The following is a 22106-nucleotide window of genomic DNA, read 5'->3' as shown; positions in this document are numbered from 1 at the left end:
TGTCTAAATCAGGTTTTAATTCTGCTGTATTATTAACATCACTGAGGAAAATTTCTCTTTTTTCTCATGTTATCGTGATGTTAATAATTTAAGTCAAATTAGATGGTTTGTAAAGCTATTTGTATTCAAATGTGAAATGTATTGTTGCGTTAGCTTTTCCGCCGGTTACTTTATCATCTATTTGGTAATAGTGGGCAGTAAGCGGTAAATAATAAAGATCTTTTTCACCTCCCCATTCAGTTATAGTAAGAGATGTATCCATATCAACAGGGTTATTGTTATGTAACAATTGAACACCAATACCTCTGGCGGTTTTTCCCTCGCTGTATTGGTGTAGTTTAACAATGCTATTTAGGCTTGGACTCACTACTTCTCCTGTGAACTTAATCGTGGGGATATTTTTATCTTTACATTGAATGAGAATATGGAAGTTATTACGGCCAGCAGTAGAGCCTTTCCCTTTAAATGAAGAGGTATTAATCCTTCCAAGTTTTATTTCTTTATAGGGTGTGGATGTCATACAGCTTTGACTGCCAATTATATTGTCTTTGTTATATTTGATATTTATTAATTTTTTACCATCACTTGTTGATAAAGAAGATATCAACCCTCTTCTTAGTATGGAGCCTGATTTGATATCACTCGTTTGAATAAGATTAATTGTTATTTTACCGATATCTCTTAACGTTATTTTTCTATTGATGCCATCATGAGAGCTACCCTTCCCATCTCCATCATAAGATATAGAAAAATATAAATTATCTACACTGGTTTTTATCCTACCACTCTCTTTAGAGAATCCTATTCTACCTGATGTTGTTGCGAAAGATATATCTTCATTATTATCACAGCTAGCAATGGGTGAATCGGCTTTAATTCCTATTTTGTTAGCCAGCTCCATAGGACCGTATTCAGCGATGGTAATAGATCTTCGGATATTATAGTCTGCATTGATAATTTCATTTATCTCAACATTTAAATCAATCGCTTTAAAATCTCTGTGTAATTTACATGAGGCAATTGATTTTGTAATGTTGAGTAGTATTAGTAATAATATTGTTAATGTAATTAATTTATTTTTCATGCTTTCCCTGAATAAATACTACTTTAATCACCGACAACGCAATGAAGTCAGAATAATACCATTAATTTTTTGATATAATTTACTATCGAATTGAATATGACAGCTTTGTTTATCGCCTAAATCGGCTGTTAATTTTGCTGTGTCACTCACACCACTTAGGAAAACTTCGCCCTTTTCATTCACCATACCATTGACACCATTTGGGCCCGTGATTACTGTGCCGAATGGAAGTTTCTTACCGTTATGTTGTAAAGTTAAAAATACTCGATGACCAACACGAATAGAATAATCCGCCAATACCAATGCCCCCTTGGTTGGAATGACCTTAGTGGTTGGATTATCAATATCTACGTCATCACCGAATGTATTGGTATCAAGGGATAACATATTTTCCCGATATTGCGATATATAAGGCACAACGGTATATCCCCGCCAATCTGTACTGATAGAGGTATTATTTAGTACCTTGGCATTGGTTGCCCCGGGGGCGCGAATTAAGGCACTGGCGCCGCTTTCGCTAATATTTTGCGCTAGGGTAACGCCATAGGGATGGGCAATAATTGCTCCTTCCAATCCATAATTAACCCGCTGATTTTTTCTATGATCAGTGGTATAGCCTACATTAATTGAACCATATGAACCTCGGTAATATAGGCTGGCGGCATTACCTGATTGTTTTTCTTTCTCTGATTTTTCGTAGCTGTAATCCTGAGAAATCATATAATTCAGATTTTGTTGTTCCAGTAAAGAGCCGGATAATGTCATTGAATGCTGGCTGCTACCGTTGGTGTTATAAGCGGTATCATAATCTACCGATGCGCTGTGATTATCTGATGGCAGCCATTTATCCAGAGGAATACTGATATTGAATGAAAAAACTTGATCGTTATTAATGTTTGAGAGATTACGGTGGTAATTATAGCTCAATGACAAAGAGATATCATGAATATTAGTATTATAGGACATAGAATATGACTGATTCTTACGGGTTTTATCTTGCCAGTAATCTTGTTGCCAGGCCGATAATGAAAGGCTGCCATATTGCCCTAAGCTTTGACCCATCGTTATTTGCATCCGGTTTTTAGGCGCGCTATTTCTGTTATTATCCGTAAATTGGTGGTTATTATTGGTATAGTTATTATTGGCATCGCTAAAGCTGTAATAACCATTGGTATTGTAGCGATAACCCGCCAATGTCACTGTTGTATTGGTTTCAGTAAAACCTTTACTGTAGCGTATCTGATAAGATTGCCCGCTTTTCTTTTCTCCATTTGGGAAATGAGTTGCTGCATTGGTGACATCGATTGATACCGCGCCAATTTTCCCTAAATTATGTCCTAAACCTAATGCATGACTTTGATAGTCAGAAGAAACAATAACCCCACCATAAATGGTGGTGCTATCCCATAACCCGTAAATCGCTTCTGTCTGAATAAATCTTTTTTTACTAGCCTGTTTGCCACCGCTGAATTTACCGATATTAGCAAAATATTTTATTTGGCCGGCACGGATCATCAATGGTGAGGCAGCAAAGGGCTGAGTAAATTTTCTGACATTGCCATTTTCTTCATAAATGGATATTTCCAGATCACCATTCAGGTTACTGGGGTAAATATCGGTAATTTCAAAAGCGCCCGGTGGCACAAAAGTCTGATAAATAATATTATCTTTCTGGTGCACTTCTACTCTTGCGTGAGTCATCGCAATACCGCGGACAACAGGCGCAAACCCTTGCTGGCTATCGGGCAACATTTGGCTATCAGACATCAATTTAATGCCATTAAAAGTGAAACTATCGAATACCATGCTATCGGTGGATGTTTCACCCAATACCAGCCGAGATCTCAATGGACGAATATCCCGTTCAGCATAGGCTTTAAGCGATTTCCATTCAGATGTTGTACCTGTATGGTTGTAGTAACTATTATGGCGAATTCGCCACGGACCTAAATTAAAGCCACTACGTAAATTCAGATATTGATTCTGTTCACTTTGATTTTTATTCCAGGATTGCATTCCTGTCAGATGATAATTGGTGAAAAACATAGGCAAACCATCATCCCATTGATCAGGAGAGATATCTCCCCTGATTTGCGATTGCATGGCCGCTTGTGGAAAATTCAACATCAATGTCAAAGCACTTAAATCCAGTTCTGCTGACGCCTGTTTAATATATTTCTCCGGTTGAGAAATGATCTCTTGTTCAGCAAGGGATGCTAATTCTGGGAAACTTGCTGTTTTTACCCCGATTTCTTTCAATAAACTGATAGATAATTCAGGGCAAAGTTTATTTCCACACTCAATAAAGGATAGGCTTTTAATGCCGATATCCTGTTTATTGACGATAACATTAACTTTATAGACGCCTGGAATGTGGGAGTCCGTTTTTGCCAAACTCTCCAGATTAATATTTTCTTTGTCTTCGTCTGATAATTGTAATGCATTGATATCGAAATACAGCTCTGCATATGCTGGCAACGATAAACAACAAATCATTAAAGCAAAACTGATTATTTTTTTCACAATACACTCATCAGACAATATTATCAGAAATTAAACCGGCGCTCTTCTGTTGTGCCACCGTAATCGTTGATAGCAGTCAGAGTCACGCTTTTTATGCCATTTTGGGTTGAAAATACCTTATGACTAAAAGGGGGAATAAATCCGGGTCTAGGTATTAATGTTCCGTCAATTTTCATCTCATTAAGATTAACGTAATAAGCTGTGGGGTTAGTTAATTGAACACCACTGGCATTACGTGAGGCTTCCAAACGATTAATGGCATCATTAGCATCGTTATCAGATAACCCTGATGGGCGATAAATCAATTTGATAATATTTTTTATCGTGATGATCATCTTACTATTGTCATTTTTTTCAACTGCCGGAATCGCATTGACATTGAGTAAAAATATCGATTCCCGATCCGCAGGCAAATGATTGCCGATATATGAAACACGGATCTGGTGTTCGCTCTCTTTCGACATCTTAAACAATGGCGGAGTAATAACGAACGGTACTTTATTTTGACTGTTATCGATATTATCTACCCACGACTGGACAAGATAAGGTCTTTCCGTATCCGAGTTGGTGATAGAAATTGTGGCTTCTTTTTGTGAGCCATTATAGATCAGGCGAGTTCCGCCTAAAGTAATCCCTGCTTGTACTTGTCCCATAAAAAAGACAAGTAAAAAGGGAGTAATAAAGCGAAGCATTTTTACTCCTTTAGTTATATACCTGTCATCCTTCAAGTTGCCTCTTTGTTGGCTGCACTCACTCACCCCGGTCACATAGTTATCTATGCTCCCGGGGATTCGCTCCCTTGCCGCCGCGATGCATCTTGAAATCCATAAGGTATAAATAATATTTTGTTAAGTTAGCTTTAATAAAGTATTTATCTGATTTTATGGGTATATAAGTGTGAAGTTTACGTCTGAATTAATAGTACCATGACCTACTGTAGCATGGGTTGATTGTAATTTTGCTATAAGAGGGATGCTGGTACTTCCTCCTGTGATTTTATAACCAGATATTTTTGTGTTAGCATTTATTTTATCCCCATTAGCTTTAGTCAGTAAAACACCGGCACCAGAAACTTTTGTGGAATATAGATTAGGATCATGGGTGTCTTTTGTACCAGAAAATTCAATATCAATATTTGAATCTTTTGGGCAACTAGTTAGTTCTATAGAAAAATCTTTAGTAATTGCTACAGTTCCTGGTACATTTCCAAAAGCGATTTTTGATATTTTACCAAAGTTAACTTCTTGATCTTTTCCTCCACTAATAGTACAGCCGTTCTCAAGAATAGTACCTCGGAATTTAATTGTTCCATCATAAGAGAACGCACTGAAACTACTGAAAATTGCTAATACCGTCACTAAAGAAGCCAAAATAAAATTCTTTTTCATTTAAAAATACCTTACCTTAATAAATATGTGTTTTAGTCCTGTCTATACAATAAAAATATACACCCAACCATTATTATAGTTTAATGGTTGATGATATCATTAAAGTCATTTTTATCATGGTAATATAATGCAATTGCATATTTAACCATTTCTTACATATACCCGTCATCTTTCAAGTTGCCTCTTTGTTGGCTGCACTCGCTCACCCCGGTCACATAGTTTGCTATGCTCCCGGGGATTCACTCCCTTGCCGTCGCGATGCATCTTGAAATCCATAGGGTATATATCTTTAGTTTACCCTAACTTAGTCATTGTTTCTCTCCATGTTATAGTCTGCTCATTTATACCTGTCATCCTTCAAGTTGTCTCTTTGTTGGCTGCACTCACTCACCCCGGTCACATAGTTATCTATGCTCCCGGGGATTCGCTCCCTTGCCGCCGCGATGCATCTTGAAATCCATAAGGTATATATTCATATTATTGATAATAATGTCTGATATTAATTTCTTTCCAGAGAAGAATTATTTTATTCTCTAAAATATCATCTATCGTTATAAATCTATTCGTGTTGTTAATAATAATTCTTATTTTTATTAAGATGTCTAAAACCCTACGACACGATAAGCCCCGTGTTAATAGCAAAATTCTTTTAATGTATTGCTAATAACGTAGTGAAAAGTGCTTATAGGCAAGGTGTATAGTACATATGGATAAATTCATCTTCACTATTTTTATTGAAATGGAAATTCAATAGCGATATTAATAAAAGTAGTCTATAGCTACTCAACGCAACACACTAGTATCTTACTCAAAGAAAGTGAATATTCTGATTGGGTAAACCGTAATATGTAATGCCATCGCATTAATGATATTAATACGATCGGATAAACTGCCATCTTAACCACAGTTAAGATAACGAAAATTTCTTCTTATTTTTCTTAGAACCTTAAGTTGATTTCCAATTCAGAATTTCGTCTTTGCTTTAGTTTTATTCTCACTCGATGGAAAATAGTATTAACTAAAATATGATCTTTTTCAACAATTTAAACAAAAAAATAGTATTTTTTTTGCAATTAATTAAAATTTCTTTCTATTTCATTGTGTTATAAAATTAAATTAATCGATTGATTGAGTTAATTTAATCAAGAAATAATAATGATGTTTATTTAATGTCTTATTTTTCATCATGATATAAATTAGACAAATTGATTCATTTTTGTCTTATTATTAATTCGGATATTCTATTGCTATCGATGTGGCTGTATATTTCATCGTCAAAATCATTAATCACAGTTTTAGTCATGGAAGAAATTAATTGAGCTGGAACTGCGGCGTTAACAGATGTCATCTATGTGGTGTATACATATACATTTAGCGTTTCTGTTTGGTGGAGTGACATCGAAACAGTTAACAAGTTACTGCGCATTCGCATGAGTAAGTGTAAATAACTTTACCCACAGCTTGTCATTTTTTGTTTAACGCGGCGGCTAAATGGCATATTCCACCATCACCAACAATGATCAGATCTGTACTGTTGAGAAGTGATAAAAAAGAGTGTAATGATTGGCATTCTACTATTTGAGTTTGGTCTCTTATCATTGCAGATAATTTCTCAGCATTTGATCTGTCATGTCGAAGAGTGGAGATAATAAATCTCACATTTGGAAAATAATTTCTAAACGTTTTTGGGTCCCTAAAAGCCATGAAAATAGGTTATTCAGTTTCATGGGGGTGGGTTTTGCTGAAATGGCGATCTCAAAATGTAATTTACGCCATTTCAATGCGGTTCCCAGAGTCGTAATATATTTATTTCCTCTGGGAATAATATGTGTTGTAACTTCAGGGCAAAGATAATCAGCTAATGCCTTATTGTTAGATTCGATAAATAGATGGATCTCTGCTATAGGAAATTTATATTGTAAATATTTGATTAATGGTTGAGTGCAAATTAAATCACCAAGGCCATTACGGTGTAAAATTGCAATTTTCATTTGTTGTTAACTAACATATGGGCAAATAGTGCTAATAATATTGTAACTTTCGATACCATGAAGTGGTCATGGTAACTTTTGTATCCGTAAATTGCATATCGTAATTAATACGTAACTCCCTGAAATCGCTTACATCGAGCTTATCATAATTGGGGAACAAGCTTAGCTACTGTTGGAGGGTAATGTTCTGTTGCCCTGGTAAAAGCATGATATGAGGCACGTGTTCTACCTAACATGCAACAGTTTCAGGTGGGGATATAAAAAGGTCATTCCGTCTCATCTGTTATCTGAATGCTGTGTGCTGTACCAAGATTTGCAAAACATAAACATTAATGTCACTAAGCAACGAATTGATAAAGGGTTTCAAGATCTGATGTTATAGAATATCATCAAAATCAGATCTGAAATTGACCAATTTAGCCGTAACTTATTTAACCAATTTAAACGTGGATCTATCATGACAAATAGAAATGTTATCTGGTTAGTAAGGCCTGTAGGCTATCAGGCCATTTTGAAACGTTGCCCTAGCTGTGAAGTAAAAAAGGAGTTTTATCCAGCCGGCACTTTTAGGGTTAATGCGCAAAAAAAAGTTTTAGATGTGTGGAACATCTATAAATGTGAAAAATGTGATTACACTTGGAATATTGATATTTTTTCCAGGATTCATGTCAACAAATTGGAAAGCAATTTGTATGAACGGTTTTTGCACAATGATCAAGATGAAATACGGCGATATGCTTTTGATTATCGCGTATTGGCAAAAAATAGAGCCGAACTCGGCGCTGCTCCTGACTTTATCATAGAAGGTAAAGAGCTTCAGGATATCACCCAAATTCCAGCTGCAGAGATCACAATTCAGCTTGAATATCCCATTCCTATCAGATTGATCTCAATCTTGACCAAAAAGCTTTCATTGTCACGTAGTCGAGTGGCTAGGCTCGTTAATCAAGGCACTATTCAGGGGGTAACTGAAACGGAATTAAATAAAAAGTTAAAGCGAGATATCACTCTTAGTATTAACGTTAACAATTTATTGCAAGAATATGATAGTTATTGCGTCTAAATGACGCCAGATTTTCTGGAGATGACATATACCCTATGGATTTCAAGATGCATCGCGACGGCAAGGGAGCGAATCCCCGGGAGCATAGATAACGATGTGACCGGGGTGAGTGAGTGCAGCCAACAAAGAGGCAACTTGAAAGATGACGGGTATATACCCTATGAATTTCAAGATGCATCGCGACGGCAAGGGAGCGAATCCCCGGGAGCATAGATAACTATGAGACCGGGGTGAGTGAGTGCAGCCAACAAAGAGGCAACTTGAAAGATGACGGGTATAGTAGTAAGAATGGATGAATGAAATGAATATGATAAAGAAATGGTGGGTGCTCACTGCTGTTTCAGTCGCGTTATCGCTGGTTGCTATCGATATGACAGTGTTATATACCGCGTTACCGAGTCTGACCCACAGTTTGGGGGCGAATACAACGGAAAAGTTATGGATAGTGAATATCTATCCTCTTGTCGTCTCTGGGCTGTTGCTAGGCGCGGGTACCTTGGGAGATCGTATCGGGCATAAACGGTTGTTTGTTTATGGTCTCATCATCTTTGGCTTCTCATCCTTGATAGCGGCCTACTCTTATTCGCCAGAAATGTTGGTTGTTTTTCGGGCGTTATTAGGGGTTGGCGCGGCAATAATGATGCCTGCCACATTGTCGATTATCGCTTTGACATTCGAAGATGAAGATGAGAAATCATTTGCCATTGGGATTTGGACAGCGGTTGCCTCTGGCGGCGCGGCAATAGGTCCCCTGATTGGCGGCTTATTGCTTGAATATTTTTGGTGGGGATCAGTGTTTCTGATCAACGTTCCTCTGGTGATTGTGACATTAATTCTGTCGTGGTTGTTTGTCCCAACGGCGAGAACAGATTCGTCTCATCCGTGGGATCTTATTGGCTCATTGCAGATCATGGTTGTCTTGATAAGTTTCGCCTATGCCATCAAGGAGTTTGCCAAACAAGATCCCTCCTATATCGGGATATTGGTCACTTTCACCTTGACGATAGGTTTTCTGGCGCTGTTTATTCGACGGCAGAAACGTAGTGTGCATCCATTGATTGATTTTAACCTTTTTAAAAGCCCAGCCTTCTCATCCGCGGTTATCTCTGGGCTGGTGGCTTCCGCCTGTTTGATGGGCATTAATCTGGTGTTAAGCCAGCGTTTGCAATTGGTATTGTCATTAACACCTTTGCAAGCCGGGCTCTATTTTCTGCCTTTTTCATTGGGTGCGATTGTCGCAAGTCCTGTGAGTGGTTGGGTTCTTCCTCGTTTAGGCAGTGAACGATTCCTCATTACCTCTTTGCTGGTGTATGCCTTTGCCATACTGGCTCTCATGGCGAGTTTCTCAATGCCTCTACCTGTGCAGGTAGTTTGCTTTTTTGTGCTGGGGACATGTATTGGGGCAACAATGACTGCGGCATCCAGTACTATCATGCAGGCTGTACCGCCAAATCGGGCAGGTATGGCGGCGTCCGTTGAAGAGGTTTCCTATGAATTGGGCGGTGGGTTGGGCATTGCTATCATGGGTAGTATTATGTCAGTCATCTATAGCTATTTTATTGAAATTCCAGTAAATTCTCCCATCTACGATGCGGCTAAAGATGGTATTGATGGCGCGTTGACCGCGGCTAAAGGAATGGCACCGGATGCGGGGCAGGCTTTGGTCAGTCTTGCTAAGTCAGCGTTCGACGATGCTGTTTTTTCTGTGATGGGCGCTGCGTCCCTGCTTCTCCTGATAATAGCGGTGTTGGTATGGTTCAATTTTCGTCGCTCCTCACTGAGTGATACATCTCATGCTGCGATTCATCGTCAGTGAAATCGGTGAGCAGGATTGTACCAGTCGTTTCTTAATAGGAAGCTAATGGTTGAATAAGGGAACCGCTTTTTTGCTGGTTCCCTTCCTCATTTAGCTTCATGGGCGCTTGGGTTTTGCTTTGATATTCAACCCGGTGATTTTTTTTATTCATTCCATATATGGATAGCGATTAATTAGCTATTTTATGTGATATTTATCGCATTTTTTTATGTTCATATGATAAATATCGTGATCTTATGGTCATAAAATTTAGAGAGCGAAATTCTCTGTTATTTATTTCCATTCCACTCTACTCAGCTAGACGTGGTTTATTGTTCTCTCTAACGCCACGTATTAAGTGATCGGTATTTTACGCTGTCATTTTTTTACTGCGGAACAGGCCGGCGCTATTTAAAAGAGCCGCATGTCATAACGCGTTTAATGGCTTCTTGTGTTATCCCCGTTTCAAAATTAGGGTTCAATTATGTAAGGTTTCAAATATGGACGGATTAGTTTTCACCTGCCGAATTGGCGAACTGCCCCAAACCCCCTTTCAGGTATCGCAATTTACTTTGCAGGAAGAGCTGTCACAGCTTTATCGCCTGACGTTAAAAGTGGTGAGCTCACGTGATGATATTCCCCTGAATGAACAACTGGCGAACCGATAGCCTGCCGGGCAAACAGTACTTCTTTGCTCAGGGTGCGATGGCTTCTGATGTTGAAGGTGCGGAGACGGGCACAACCGTATGGCATTTAATACGAGAAACGGAAAATATAACGGAATAAATAATGCGCAGTGTCGTGGAAAGTAAAAAAATTATTCTTAAAGGTGATACCACAACAACCGGAGGCGAGGTTTTAACTTGTTCAATATATACCCTATGGATTTCAAGATGAATCGCGGCGGCAAGGGAGCGAATCCCCGGGAGCATAGATAACTATGTGACCGGGGTGAGTGAGTGCAGCCAACAAAGAGGCAACTTGAAAGATGACGGGTATATAAGGAATACCTGTCGCTCTGGAGGAGCACCCTGCTAAAGGAAATGAATTTCCAATATCGCCATGCCGAAAGTATCACGTTGATTTTAGATAACATTGATTTTAGATAACTATGGCATTCATAAAGGCCGGAAAGTGAAGATATGGTTAAAGCAAAACGTTAATCAGATTACTTATTTAATAGTAATAATATATTAATTATTTTGGTTCAGCTCAAATATTTGGATTGATTCGTGGAGGTTTCTTTTTTTATTGCTACTTTTAAAATTGTCACTGTGTTTTTAGTCTCTGAGTAAATGACGCTAATTATCATTCCATGCGGGGTAGCCGGGCTATCAATTCCCGTTTTTTTACTCTGCATGTTCGCTTTCTCTGGTAGTCAAAAGTAAACGCTGTGTTATCCGACTAGTTTGCATGCAGAAGAGTGTGGAGTCTGCACAACGTTTTAATCGTAGGGCTTGCAATGGAAAGGTGAAGATTATGCGTGTTCAGTTAGGGCAATTATATGATTTGCGATATTCACTGAGCGTTGATCAGTTGTGTGTCGGTGAAGTATTAATGCCCTTGGAGCGATTGGCACCGGCACATCTTAAGGTAGCGATTGAATATCTGTTGCATAAGTATTCTGTTCTGAGAGCACGGTTTGTCGGTAGCGGGATGAATATGAAGATGGATTTCGTACCGCCTGGCAGTGAATTATTGCATCAGGTTTTTGAAGTTAGAGAGCAAACCGATAGTCAATGTGATCGCCGATGCTTAATATCAAACTACATTGCTGAGGTTAGGGCTGCCATGAATTTGGCAAATCCGCCGTTATTGCGTTACTGCCTGTTTGATGGCAATTGTGCCCGTGATCAAAGATTGGTATTGATATTCAATCATCTAGTCTGTGACGGTATTTCCAGCAGGATCTTATGGCGAGATCTTTCAAAGGCATACAGAATGTCAGTGAATGGTCAGCCCCTTGCGCTTGAGAATGCCACAAATTATGAGCAATTTTGTGCTGAATTGTATGAACAACATCGGCAAATCGTAAAAGCTGTTATCCCTAATGATGAACAACAAGTTGAACAACCTACCCTAAATATTCTCGGCGGGCGGCGTGTTGAGTCACTACCCATTAGCAGATTGTCTGAGGCCGTCACAGAAATCAGGCAACTTGATGGTGAAGCCTTAAACAGGATACGCCTTTTGGCTAAGCAACATCGTGTCAGTATTGCAGATTTGCTATTGGGTAGTTGGTTAAAGGCGCTGGCGGCTGTTTTTGGGAAGGGCAGCCTGAATATGCTGTTGTGGGTCAGTCCTCATTTTGTGGGGTATTGGGAAACCTCGGTGGCTAATCTTGTCGGGTCAGTATCATTTCCAATCACAATTAAGTTTAATATTGATCCAGATCCATCGTTGGATAGCACCCTCCAGCACACGGTACAAGAATTCAATAATGCGATGGAAAAAGCGGCGGATTATGCTGCGACTTACTTTGTGCCTAATTCCATCTTTGGATGGCCTGAGCTTCCTGCAATTTCTTTCAATTTCGTTGGTGATCAACGACGGTCTCCCAATGTTATTGGCTATGAACTGTCACCTGAAAAAATACGTATTGGGAAACCCGATGAAGATGCGCAAGAGATACCATTGAGCATGGATATAGAGATCTATGCCGATACGATGGAAGTCACTATTTCTTCCAGACCAGATTGCCATCTACAAATTTTACCGCCTCGTTTAATGGATTTTTGGTTGGAAATGATTGGAGAATCTGGAGTTGAATAGATATTTTCATTTATTTATCAATGGTATACCTGACATTCTTCATCTTTTATGGTTGCATGAGTAGAGCACAGCCTTTCTCTGGATCATGATCGTTGTTGATTGGTTGAAAAGTTGAAACGCTATTTCTGACGAGCCGTTGATTGATGGAGTAACACCAAGCACAAATTTTGCCCTCTCCGTAACGAGGCTGGCTTAGCCAGAGGGTGGGGATACTGTTTAAGTATTTATGGAGCTTGACACGTTATGTATAAAGATTGCCCACAGATTGGTGATGAAGAATTACTGTCCATGCAGCAAAGAGCTTTATGGTTCATTGACAATTATACCCCTGGCGATTCCAAATATAATATTTCCATGGCATTCCGTATTCACGGATCGTTTCAAATCGATGCTTTTCGTTATGCGGTTAACCAGCTCGTTTCCAAGAATGCTACCTTGAGAAGCACTTTCGTTAATGTGAATGGCGAACCAAAGTTGGTCATTAATGAACACTTGTTGCCGGTATTGGAGGTTTTCGATGCAACGAACTTGAGCCAGAAGGCGCTTGAAGATGCAGTTCAGAACTTTCATTCCATCCCTTTTCAATTAGAAAAAGTGTCGTGTCTGCGTTTCGGTATCTACGTTGTCAGTGCGGAAGAATACGTTTTACATATGTGTGTTCACCATATTGTGTCGGATTTTACTTCACTGGGGCTGATGTTGGATCAGCTTGAACACTATTATTTGGCTGGACTTGGCGAAGATGACGATTCCTGGTTACCGCCCGCTGAGGATTTTAAGGATTATGCTGCCAAAGAACGAGAATATTACCAAAGTGAAGCGGCGAAGGAATCGAAAGCTTACTGGAGTGAATGTTTAAAGCAGCCGCCAGCCGTGTTGCAATGGGATAGTTTTTGGCGCAAAGGCGCTAATGACAAGTCATCTGTCTTGTTTAGTATTGGTGAAGAGACAACCAAAAAAATCAAACGGCTTGCTTCAAAAATAGGTGGATCGGTCTTTACGGTCATGTTGGCCGCATGGAGCGCTTACATCGCCAGAGAGACAAAAACTGCTGATATCGTTATGGGGGTGCCGGTGTCGATGCGTCACTCGGTTCATCAGCACATTATCGGCTGTTTGTTTAATGTATTACCCATACGTTTATCCGTCGATCAGACATTTCACCATTTTCTATTGGCAGCGAAAGAGCGATTGTTATCGGCCCTTGATAATCGAAATTTTTGTCTCAGCCAAATGGTCGAACATCTGGCCGTGGAACGAAATGATGGTCGTAACCCATTGTTTCAGGCAATGGTGAATATGCTAGGGCATGTAGAGCAGTCGCGTTGGTTGGCGCTGGAGATGGCTGGCGATTCTGTTCAGGTATCATGGGCGGGACGGACTATTTCCCCATTCAGGGTTTGTCAGCAGGAAGGCCAGATTGATATTGAGCTGTTATTTGTGGATGCCGGTTCCCAATTAAGATGTGAGCTTAAAGGGGACAAACATTTTTTCTCACATTCAGGTCTTCAGATATTTGCGGAGCGCTTTGAGCTGGTGGTTGAAGCGCTTGTCGCAGCGCCTGATGAGGAGATTAATACTTTGTTGGCACCAAAATCAGAGGATTACAATCTGCCATTTGGTCCGATTAATTCTGATGCTCTCCCGGAAGTGTCAAATCAAACCATTATTTCGCTTTTTGATCAATGGGTGACGCAACAAGCGGCGTCAACAGCGATTCGTTATGGTGTTGATACATTAACTTATTTGGATTTGCAGCATTGGTCGCAGGAGGTCGCTGTTCAGCTTATACAAAATGGGGTTGTGCCTGGCGATCGCGTAGGGGTTGCATTGTTACCTTCACCGGAAGCGGTGGTGGCCATGCTTGGTATTATGCGTGCGGGCGCGGGGTACGTACCGTTAGATCTCAGGTTGCCACAGAAACGTCTGGCGCAGATTGTCGAGCAATCAGAGATGAAGCTTATTGTTGTTAACACTGATGTTGACCTAGATGATTGGTGTACTGCTAAGCTGATGACGATTACGGCTACTGAATCACCTCTTACGGTAAGGCGTACTGAGCACGGTACATTTAATCATTGTACATTTAATTATTGTACACCTGCTTCGATTGCATACAGTGTTTTCACTTCGGGTTCCACTGGGACTCCTAAAGGTATTGATGTTGAGCACGGCAATGTTGTTTCCTGTTTGAATGCAATGAGCGAATATTTGGCCCACGCGCCTGGCGAAGTGTGGACTTGGTTCCATGCAGCCAGCTTTGATTTATCTGTGTGGGAGCTTTGGGGGGCCCTTTGCTCTGGTGGCGCTTTAGTGGTTGTGCCTGATGATCTGCGGAACCAGCCAGACAAATTTCTGGATCTTGTCGCAGCAGAGCAGGTAACGATTGTCAGCCAGACGCCCTCCGGTTTGAAAAATCTATTATCTGAGTTTCGGCATCGGCCAAGGGCTTATGCGATAAAGCATTGGGTAATTTGTGGTGAAGCATTGCTCAGTGCCACGGTTCGGCCTTATTTGAGTGCGCAGTGGACATTTTGGAATATGTATGGTCCTGCAGAGACAACCATTTTCGCCACTGTGGAGAAGGTAACGGAAGAACTGACTGACTACAATGTGATTCCCATTGGCAAACCGTTAAGCTTCGCAACGGTCTATCTTTTAAATCCTTCAAGGCAAACACCCCTGATGGGTGAGGTTGGCGAAATTTACATTGGTGGTCGTGGCGTTGCTCGTGGTTATGTCGGTCTTGAACAGTTGACTACTCAGTGTTTCATTGCCGATCCCTATATTCATCATGGACGTATGTATAAAACCGGTGATTTAGCCTATTGGGATGGGGAACGAATTCATTTTTGTGGCCGCGTGGATGACCAAGTAAAAGTCTCTGGTTATCGAATTGAGATTGCTGAGATTGAGGATTGCCTCAATCGTCATCATGCTATTGCGGACGCCGCAGTCATCGTTGAATCTCACGAAGGGCTCAATCGCTTAGTCGCAATATTCGTCCCTGTCAGTAAGGATAACCTTCCCGAAGAGTCCGCTATTCGTGATCATCTCAAAGCTTATCTCCCCATCTACATGTTGCCCGGCAGGATGATGCTGGCTGATGAATTGCCGCGTAATGCTCACAACAAAATTGATAGAAGAGCATTAAATGGCTTGATTGAAGCGGGGCAATTGACAGATATCAGTTCGTTGAGACCCGCGCCTGTATTACCTGTTGATTCAGTTTTTGCCGAAATTTCGAGAATTTGGTGTGAAGTGTTGGGAAGATCAACCGTCGGGCTGGATGACGCATTTTTTAATATTGGCGGTAATTCATTGGCACTGATGCAAATCTATGCACAGCTCGTGCAATTACCGGGATGTGGTGCCTTGGCTCCTTCAGATTTATTCCGTTTTCCAACTATCCGGAAGTTGGCTAATTATCTTTTAAGCCCTCTGCAACCGATGGTGTTGGTAGAAGTTGCGGATAAATCCTCTCAAACGCGACGTCAAAAAACGTTGAATGCAAGAAAAGCATTGAAGGAGAGACAAATTCATTCACTGAAAGGGGAACAAGATGTCTGAGAATGCGATTGCCATCATTGGCGTAACTTGTCGGTTACCTGTGGCGAATAACTTGGATGCGCTATGGAATAATCTTGTTGCTGGCCGAATACTTGCCAAAAGATATAGCCAGGAAGAGCTTATCCGTTGTGGTGTAGCTCAGCATATATTCACTGCAAAAAATTATGTTCCTGTCGATTCGCGTTTGCCGGATATTGATCTGTTCGACCCGGATTTCTTTTCAATCAGCCAGAGAGAAGCCGAATTGCTTGATCCTCAGCATCGAATGCTGCTTGAGTGCGCATGGGAACTGGCCGAAGTGACCGGCTATGGCAATCCTTTCCGACGTCCTCGTATCGGTGTTTTTACCGGGAGTTCGATGAATACCTATTTGCCCAATGTCATTAAATCTGAGTGTGATCTGGTTTCATTAATGGGAACAGAGCTCATGCTGACTAATGATAAGGATTATCTGCCAGCGCGAATTTCATACAAACTCGGTTTTGACGGGCCGAGTGTAGCTGTTTTGACCGGCTGTTCGACATCACTAACGGCGGTGCATATGGCGATACAAAGCCTCTTGCTTGGCGAGTGCGAGATTGCTTTCGCCGGTGGTGTTGCCGGGCATGTCCATTCTCGACCGGGTTATTTTCACCAGCAGGATATGATCTTCTCTGAGGATGGCTATTGTAGACCGTTCGATGAGAAGGCATCGGGGACTTTCTTTGGTGATGGGGCGGGGTTGGTGGCGCTACGGCCATTGGATGAAGCCATTAGCAACGGGGATACCATCCATGCGGTGATCCTCGGTTCAGCGGCGAATAATGATGGTTCAGCACGGGCTGGCTTTGCTGCGCCGGGGGTGGATGGGCAACGAAAACTCATTTTGGATGCTCAGGCGCTCGCTGATGTTGGGCCGGATGAATTAGGGATGATCGAGGCACATGGTACCGCAACGCCACTTGGGGATTCGGTGGAATATGCCGCGCTTTGTCAGGCTTTCCGCCAGAATACGGATCGTGAGAGATTTTGTGCGTTGGGATCGATTAAAGCTAACGTGGGTCATTTAGCGGCGGCGGCGGGGTTTGCTGGATTAGCCAAGACGATAATGGCATTAAAGACCGGCATGATTGCCCCACATCCGACTTTCAGCAAGGCCAGCTCTGTTATGAATCTTGAGCAAAGCCCTTTCATTATCAATACCACGCCCATCAACTGGCCGGTGAAAGGACCACGACGGGCAGGCGTGAGCTCTTTTGGTGCCGGTGGCAGCAATGTTCACATGATTTTGGAGCAAGCGCCGGTACGAAGGTCAGGTAAAAATAGAGTTAGCTGGCGAGCTATTCCATTAGGGGGGCGCAGTGCTAATGCCTTGAACACATTGAGTACTCATTTGGCAAGAACGCTGGAAGTTAAACCCGATACGCATATTGATGAAGTGGCTTTTACTTATGCGGAAGGTCGTGCAGCCCAGCCATACAGAGCTTGTTTATATGCTAAAGATGTGAAGATGTTGATTGACGGTATCAGAAATACAGATTTCACCGTCACGGCACAAGTCTCTGAACCACAACGTCTGGTGATTGCACTTGGTCCTGCTATTCGATCCGCTTTATCAGTGCGGATACCTGGTTATTGGCAAGAAGTGGATAGGTTGCTTGCTGCATTGCCGACAGATGTTTCCCATAACATCGGTAAAATCGATATCACTGAAATGACAATAAATGATGGCGATAAGGGAAAAATTGCCGATCTTGTGGCGATAATCGCGGCGATCAATTGTTGGCGGAAGATGATTTCGACGCCAATATTCATCATATCCGATAGTCGTTACGACCTTGCTGTTGCCTGCTCGCTGGGTATGCTGACATTGCCTGAAATCGTTGATAAGTTGCTAGGAAATGTGACACCACATTTCGCTGAGCGTGGTAATTTCGCTGAGCGTGGTATAGCTTTGCCCGGAAGTTTTTGGTCTAAACACCACGGCATGATTGATGGCAATAATGTGAAAGCTATCTTGATTGATGGTGCGCTGCCGAGCTTACAGCAGCAGAATGAAGTCATATCAGCAAATGATGTGATATTAGATTTGGACCATTCGCCTGATAGTTTCTCTGAAATCGTTGTAAATCCTGAAAATATTATTCGTTTGGATACTCTCCATGAAGAGCGCGACTCGGCTTTAGTCAAACTGGTCGGCAAGCTTTGGCAACGTGGTTTGGTGATAGATTGGTCGATATTGCGAGATGGGGAAGTTGTTCAACGTATTCCACTACCGGTTCAACCGTTGCAACGTCGGCGCTGCTGGTACACGGATTCAACATTAACAGAGTACAAACCAGAACCTGGCACTAGTCAACCTGTGGCAAGTTCTGAGGCTTCCGACGAGTCAGTCGGCGTTTATGTTGAACGTTGGAAACGAACGCAGCGCTTGTCGCCGATATCATCATCGGTGGCTAAGCGTAACTGGCTGATTTTCTACGATAACAGCGATAAAAAGATGTGTCCGATCGCGGATGTGCTGCGTAATCTGGGGCAAAACGTGTTTGAAGTGCATGAAAATCGTGTCACTTCTCTCGATGAAGCTGATTTCGATGAAACTGCTTTTGATGAAATTGCTTTTGATGAAACAGAGTACATCGTCAACGTTGACGATCCCGTCAGTGTTCAGAGTTTGATGCTAAGGTTGAAGGCACAACAAGCGCCTACGCCCGATCATATCCTCTTCATTTTGGGTGATATCCCGTCAGTGGATGAAGTGCCAGTAGGGGAAGATCGGTTCCCATTTACGCTGTTTAATAGGGTAAAAGCGTTTTCTCAAGTGGGAAATAAAGCCATTTCATTAACATTGATCGGACCCGGTTTTATCGACGTGATGGGCAGCGAACCACGGAGTATTGAACGGGCTACGGCGCTGGCCTCCATTTCGGCGATCAACCAGGAATTGCCTGGCATGATAGTGAAAGTTATCGACATACCGGTCAAAGAACTTAACTCTCTTAAGGATGCCCAGTATATCGTGGCTGAACTTTTTACTGCTCATGATCAGAATGCGGTTGCTATGCGTCAAGGTTGGCGTTGGAAACGCTATTTTGACGTTCAGAGCCCAGTTGTTAGCGAAAATCTTTCATCTAACATGATCTGTTTAGTGACTGGAGGATTAGGAACGGTTGGTTTTGGCATTGCACAATATCTGGTCACCAAGTTTAACGCGAAACTTATCCTGCTTGGTCAGACATCCAGAGATTTTACCCAGTCTGATACGTTGCGGAGCCAACGCATAGCGCAATTGCGCAATATGGGGGCGGACTTTGCAGTGATTACTGCCGATGTGACAGATAAAGCCCGTGTGCTGGCAGAACTTTCCCGTGTGGAATCTCGGCTGGGGGCCGCTAATTGTTTTGTCCATGCTGCCGGGCTTTCTGGTCAGGCAACAATCCAGTGGCTGCGAAATTCGACTCATCATGATTGGGAAAAGTTGATGCAGCCGAAGTTAAAAGGGGCGGCTGTTTTGCATGAAATATTTGCCGATCGTCCTCTGAGGTTTGGTTGTTTTACCTCATCTCTGTCGGTTTTCGCGGGTGGTTTGGGGCTTGCACCTTACGCTGCGGCAAACGAAGCTTGTGCTGCATTTGCTTCAACCCACCATTTGGATAAACCCTATTTCTCCATTGATTGGGATGGATGGGAGGGTTGGGATGAGTCAAATAGCTTCAAATATAGCGTCAATCGTGCTCGCCCTTTACGCCATGCTGATGTTGTTAATGCATTGGATATTATTTTCTCGGCATGCCATGCAGAGCCGCGTTTTGCTGTCTCCACCGTACCTTTGAATGAGCGGTTGCATAATATTGTGGAGAATTCATTGCAAACGGATACGGCGCAAACTGCAATGGTATCTCCCTCGGCATCGAATAAATCCATTATCGATGATATGACAGCTATTTGGCGTGGTGTACTGCGCTGCGCGGTTGATCATGAATCGAACTTTTTCGATTTAGGGGGAGATTCACTGGTTGGGGCTGAGTTGGTGCGACAAGTTAATGCTCATTTTAATGTTGCGGTATCTATGGTTGATCTTTTCGAATCGAGCACCGTGGCGTCTCTTACGATGCAAGTAGAGAAAAAGCGCAATCAAGGCGGTGTGCTATAGCGCGGATCGGCAAGACCAACGTGTTCGGGAAAGGGAATTAGCATGAAATCAAAAATACAAATGCATTATTCAACAGATATTGCGATTACCAGCATAGCTGGACGTTTTCCTAATGCGGATTCGAGTCAAGATCTTTGGGATGCGATCTTAGGGAAACGGGAGCTGATTTCGAGTTATACCAATGAAGAACTTCATAATCGGGGCGTTGATGCAGGTGAAGGCGGATTGCATTACGTTCCGCGTGGTGCGTACCTGCAAGATCCAGAGGCGTTTGATTACAGCTATTTTCAAATGATGCCGAGAGAAGTTTCTAAAATGGACCCTCAGCAACGGATTTGTCTGGAGGTTTGCCATGAGGCACTGGAACTTAGCGGTTATTCCAACGGGGCGGACGCAGGGCTCTGTTCAGTTTTTATCGGTTCTCGTCGGAGTACCTGGCAAGCCGATGTACCGACACTGAACCACTCTTCTGCTGACGCCATGCTGCTATTTGGTGGAAGTTCTGTAGATGCTTTGGCAACGCGTGTGGCGTATAAGCTCAACTGTTTAGGGCCTGCTGTCAGCGTAGGCACTTTTTGCTCAGGTTCACTAGTGGCTGTGCATATGGCTTGCAACAGTTTATTGCTAGGTGAAAGTGACATGGCGCTGGCAGGCGGTGTTTGTGTCAGGTATCCCGCTCATGTTGGTTATGTTTACCATGCGGGAGGGATATTGTCTCCGACAGGACGAGTTTGCGCGTTCGATGAGAAAGCTGACGGTACGATTTTCTCTGATGCCACCGCGTTCGTGGTATTACGCCGTCTGGAGGATGCTTTGCTTAATGGTGAGCCGATTTTAGCGGTTATCAAAGGGTCGGCAATTAACAACGATGGGTCTGTCAAGGCGGGTTATAGTGCTCCGGGGGTTTCAGGTCAGGAGCAGGTGATCCGTCGTGCGCTTGCGGCGGCTGATGTCCGAGCTGATCAGATTGGTTTGATTGAAGCGCATGGTACTGGCACACCTGTTGGTGATGGGATTGAATTACGGGCGCTAGGACGGGTATTTGCCGGCGTATCGGCCAGATCGTGTGCTTTAGGTTCGATTAAATCCAATCTTGGTCATGCTGATTGTGCTTCGGGTATCGCTGGGCTGATAAAAGCCATCTATGCTGTCAATTCAGGCATTATTCCTCCGTCAATGAATTGTGAATCTCCTTGTGCTGAGTTGAGGGAGCCTGAATCGCCGTTTTATGTGCCTACTGAATCTAGAGATTGGGATAACGATAAGGCGGCGAGAATTGCTGGTGTTAGCTCGTTCGGGATCGGTGGTACAAATGTTCATGTTGTCGTTGCCGAACCACCGGAGAGAAAGCCTGACACACCTTCCCTGGCGGCGGCACATCTGATCCCGCTGAGTGCACGTACTGAAACAGCATTAGCGCAAAAAATTTTGGATTTAGTGAAATATCTTGAACAGTATCCAGAAACGAATATCGCTGATGTGGCATTTACCTTACAACGTGGCCGACGACATTTATCCATACGCAAGGTGATTGTCGCACGTGATATCCGTGAACTGATATCGGGCCTGCTAAATAAAGCCCTAGTGGTGACCCCTCAATTGAGTGAACTGCAAGAGATGTTTATTTCGCCTGCCTCTGTTTGGCAGGCCGGGGGAAGTATCAATTGGGATATTTTTTACCAGAGCGAATATCGTAAACGGCTCCCGCTGCCAACTTATCCATTTGAAAGAACGGCAATCTGAGCTGTAAAACCGGTAGAGATCGTCTTCATTTTGAGGAAAGTGAGG

The 22106-nt window shown here is 42.4% G+C and carries 16 protein-coding genes; 10 read left to right on the top strand and 6 right to left on the bottom strand.

Annotation, left to right across the window (positions count from 1 at the left end):
* Positions 1–115 precede the first annotated feature (115 nt).
* The 4 genes from CKY02_RS06225 to CKY02_RS06210 all read right to left on the bottom strand — a co-directional run bounded on the left by CKY02_RS06225 (position 116) and on the right by CKY02_RS06210 (position 4995).
* Positions 116–1084, bottom strand: coding sequence for a fimbrial protein (locus CKY02_RS06225; RefSeq protein ID WP_112894611.1), 969 nt, complete (start codon positions 1082–1084; stop codon positions 116–118).
* Positions 1085–1111: 27 nt separating this feature from the next.
* A complete protein-coding gene (locus CKY02_RS06220) occupies positions 1112–3607 on the bottom strand; it encodes a fimbria/pilus outer membrane usher protein (protein WP_240002010.1) in 2496 nt (831 codons plus the stop codon).
* Positions 3608–3630: 23 nt separating this feature from the next.
* Positions 3631–4374, bottom strand: coding sequence for a fimbrial biogenesis chaperone (locus CKY02_RS06215; protein WP_240002009.1), 744 nt, complete (start codon positions 4372–4374; stop codon positions 3631–3633).
* Positions 4375–4488: 114 nt separating this feature from the next.
* The gene (locus CKY02_RS06210) at positions 4489–4995 is read right to left on the bottom strand and encodes a fimbrial protein (protein ID WP_112894608.1); all 507 of its coding nucleotides are present in this window, start codon (positions 4993–4995) and stop codon (positions 4489–4491) included.
* A 265-nt stretch (positions 4996–5260) separates the two neighbouring features.
* Here CKY02_RS06210 and CKY02_RS24395 point away from each other — a divergent pair, with 265 nt between their 5' ends.
* A complete protein-coding gene (locus CKY02_RS24395; protein WP_112894607.1) occupies positions 5261–5449 on the top strand; it encodes a hypothetical protein in 189 nt (62 codons plus the stop codon).
* Positions 5450–6459: 1010 nt separating this feature from the next.
* Here the strand turns inward: CKY02_RS24395 and CKY02_RS26650 are convergent.
* Both CKY02_RS26650 and CKY02_RS24390 read right to left on the bottom strand, forming a co-directional pair.
* Complete coding sequence (locus CKY02_RS26650) at positions 6460–6699, bottom strand: glycosyltransferase family 9 protein (protein ID WP_112894606.1); 240 nt, start codon at positions 6697–6699, stop codon at positions 6460–6462.
* Positions 6651–6986, bottom strand: a complete 336-nt coding sequence (locus CKY02_RS24390) for a glycosyltransferase family 9 protein (RefSeq protein WP_112894605.1) — start codon at positions 6984–6986, stop codon at positions 6651–6653. The genes CKY02_RS26650 and CKY02_RS24390 overlap by 49 nt, the downstream gene beginning before the upstream one ends.
* A gap of 457 nt (positions 6987–7443) precedes the next feature.
* Here CKY02_RS24390 and CKY02_RS06185 point away from each other — a divergent pair, with 457 nt between their 5' ends.
* From CKY02_RS06185 to CKY02_RS06155, 9 genes are all read left to right on the top strand, one after another.
* Positions 7444–8049 carry a DUF1062 domain-containing protein gene (locus tag CKY02_RS06185; protein ID WP_112879410.1) on the top strand — a complete coding sequence of 202 codons (606 nt, stop codon included), beginning with the start codon at positions 7444–7446 and terminating at the stop codon, positions 8047–8049.
* On the top strand, positions 8050–8262 hold the full coding sequence (locus tag CKY02_RS23570; protein ID WP_146747392.1) for a hypothetical protein: 213 nt from the start codon (positions 8050–8052) through the stop codon (positions 8260–8262).
* 88 nt (positions 8263–8350) lie between these two features.
* On the top strand, positions 8351–9865 hold the full coding sequence (locus CKY02_RS06180) for an MFS transporter (protein ID WP_112894604.1): 1515 nt from the start codon (positions 8351–8353) through the stop codon (positions 9863–9865).
* A 479-nt stretch (positions 9866–10344) separates the two neighbouring features.
* A complete protein-coding gene (locus tag CKY02_RS24385) occupies positions 10345–10512 on the top strand; it encodes a hypothetical protein (RefSeq protein ID WP_162119801.1) in 168 nt (55 codons plus the stop codon).
* Positions 10490–10630 carry a hypothetical protein gene (locus CKY02_RS24380; RefSeq protein ID WP_162119800.1) on the top strand — a complete coding sequence of 47 codons (141 nt, stop codon included), beginning with the start codon at positions 10490–10492 and terminating at the stop codon, positions 10628–10630. The genes CKY02_RS24385 and CKY02_RS24380 overlap by 23 nt, the downstream gene beginning before the upstream one ends.
* Positions 10631–11323: 693 nt before the next feature.
* On the top strand, positions 11324–12616 hold the full coding sequence (locus tag CKY02_RS06170) for a condensation domain-containing protein (protein WP_167405273.1): 1293 nt from the start codon (positions 11324–11326) through the stop codon (positions 12614–12616).
* 243 nt (positions 12617–12859) lie between these two features.
* Positions 12860–16186: a non-ribosomal peptide synthetase gene (locus tag CKY02_RS06165; RefSeq protein WP_112894602.1), complete on the top strand. Its 3327-nt coding sequence runs from the start codon at positions 12860–12862 to the stop codon at positions 16184–16186.
* A complete protein-coding gene (locus CKY02_RS06160) occupies positions 16179–20318 on the top strand; it encodes an SDR family NAD(P)-dependent oxidoreductase (protein WP_112894601.1) in 4140 nt (1379 codons plus the stop codon). The genes CKY02_RS06165 and CKY02_RS06160 overlap by 8 nt, the downstream gene beginning before the upstream one ends.
* A gap of 42 nt (positions 20319–20360) precedes the next feature.
* A complete protein-coding gene (locus CKY02_RS06155; protein WP_240002008.1) occupies positions 20361–22061 on the top strand; it encodes a beta-ketoacyl synthase N-terminal-like domain-containing protein in 1701 nt (566 codons plus the stop codon).
* Positions 22062–22106 lie beyond the last annotated feature (45 nt).

This window comes from Photorhabdus bodei, assembly GCF_003287735.1.
Classification (GTDB): Bacteria; Pseudomonadota; Gammaproteobacteria; order Enterobacterales; family Enterobacteriaceae; genus Photorhabdus; species Photorhabdus kayaii.
This window is presented reverse-complemented; position numbering and strand designations above follow the sequence as displayed.

Excerpts from the sequence above, each read along its gene's own strand:
- CKY02_RS06225 (WP_112894611.1), bottom strand. The coding sequence starts at position 1,084 with ATGAAAAATAAATTAATTACATTAACAATATTATTACTAATACTACTC.
- CKY02_RS06210 (WP_112894608.1), bottom strand. The coding sequence starts at position 4,995 with ATGAAAAAGAATTTTATTTTGGCTTCTTTAGTGACGGTATTAGCAATT.
- CKY02_RS26650 (WP_112894606.1), bottom strand. The coding sequence starts at position 6,699 with ATGGCTTTTAGGGACCCAAAAACGTTTAGAAATTATTTTCCAAATGTG.
- CKY02_RS24390 (WP_112894605.1), bottom strand. The coding sequence starts at position 6,986 with ATGAAAATTGCAATTTTACACCGTAATGGCCTTGGTGATTTAATTTGC.
- CKY02_RS06185 (WP_112879410.1), top strand. The coding sequence starts at position 7,444 with ATGACAAATAGAAATGTTATCTGGTTAGTAAGGCCTGTAGGCTATCAG.
- CKY02_RS23570 (WP_146747392.1), top strand. The coding sequence starts at position 8,050 with ATGACGCCAGATTTTCTGGAGATGACATATACCCTATGGATTTCAAGA.
- CKY02_RS06180 (WP_112894604.1), top strand. The coding sequence starts at position 8,351 with ATGAATATGATAAAGAAATGGTGGGTGCTCACTGCTGTTTCAGTCGCG.
- CKY02_RS24385 (WP_162119801.1), top strand. The coding sequence starts at position 10,345 with ATGGACGGATTAGTTTTCACCTGCCGAATTGGCGAACTGCCCCAAACC.
- CKY02_RS24380 (WP_162119800.1), top strand. The coding sequence starts at position 10,490 with ATGAACAACTGGCGAACCGATAGCCTGCCGGGCAAACAGTACTTCTTT.
- CKY02_RS06170 (WP_167405273.1), top strand. The coding sequence starts at position 11,324 with ATGCGTGTTCAGTTAGGGCAATTATATGATTTGCGATATTCACTGAGC.
- CKY02_RS06165 (WP_112894602.1), top strand. The coding sequence starts at position 12,860 with ATGTATAAAGATTGCCCACAGATTGGTGATGAAGAATTACTGTCCATG.
- CKY02_RS06160 (WP_112894601.1), top strand. The coding sequence starts at position 16,179 with ATGTCTGAGAATGCGATTGCCATCATTGGCGTAACTTGTCGGTTACCT.
- CKY02_RS06155 (WP_240002008.1), top strand. The coding sequence starts at position 20,361 with ATGAAATCAAAAATACAAATGCATTATTCAACAGATATTGCGATTACC.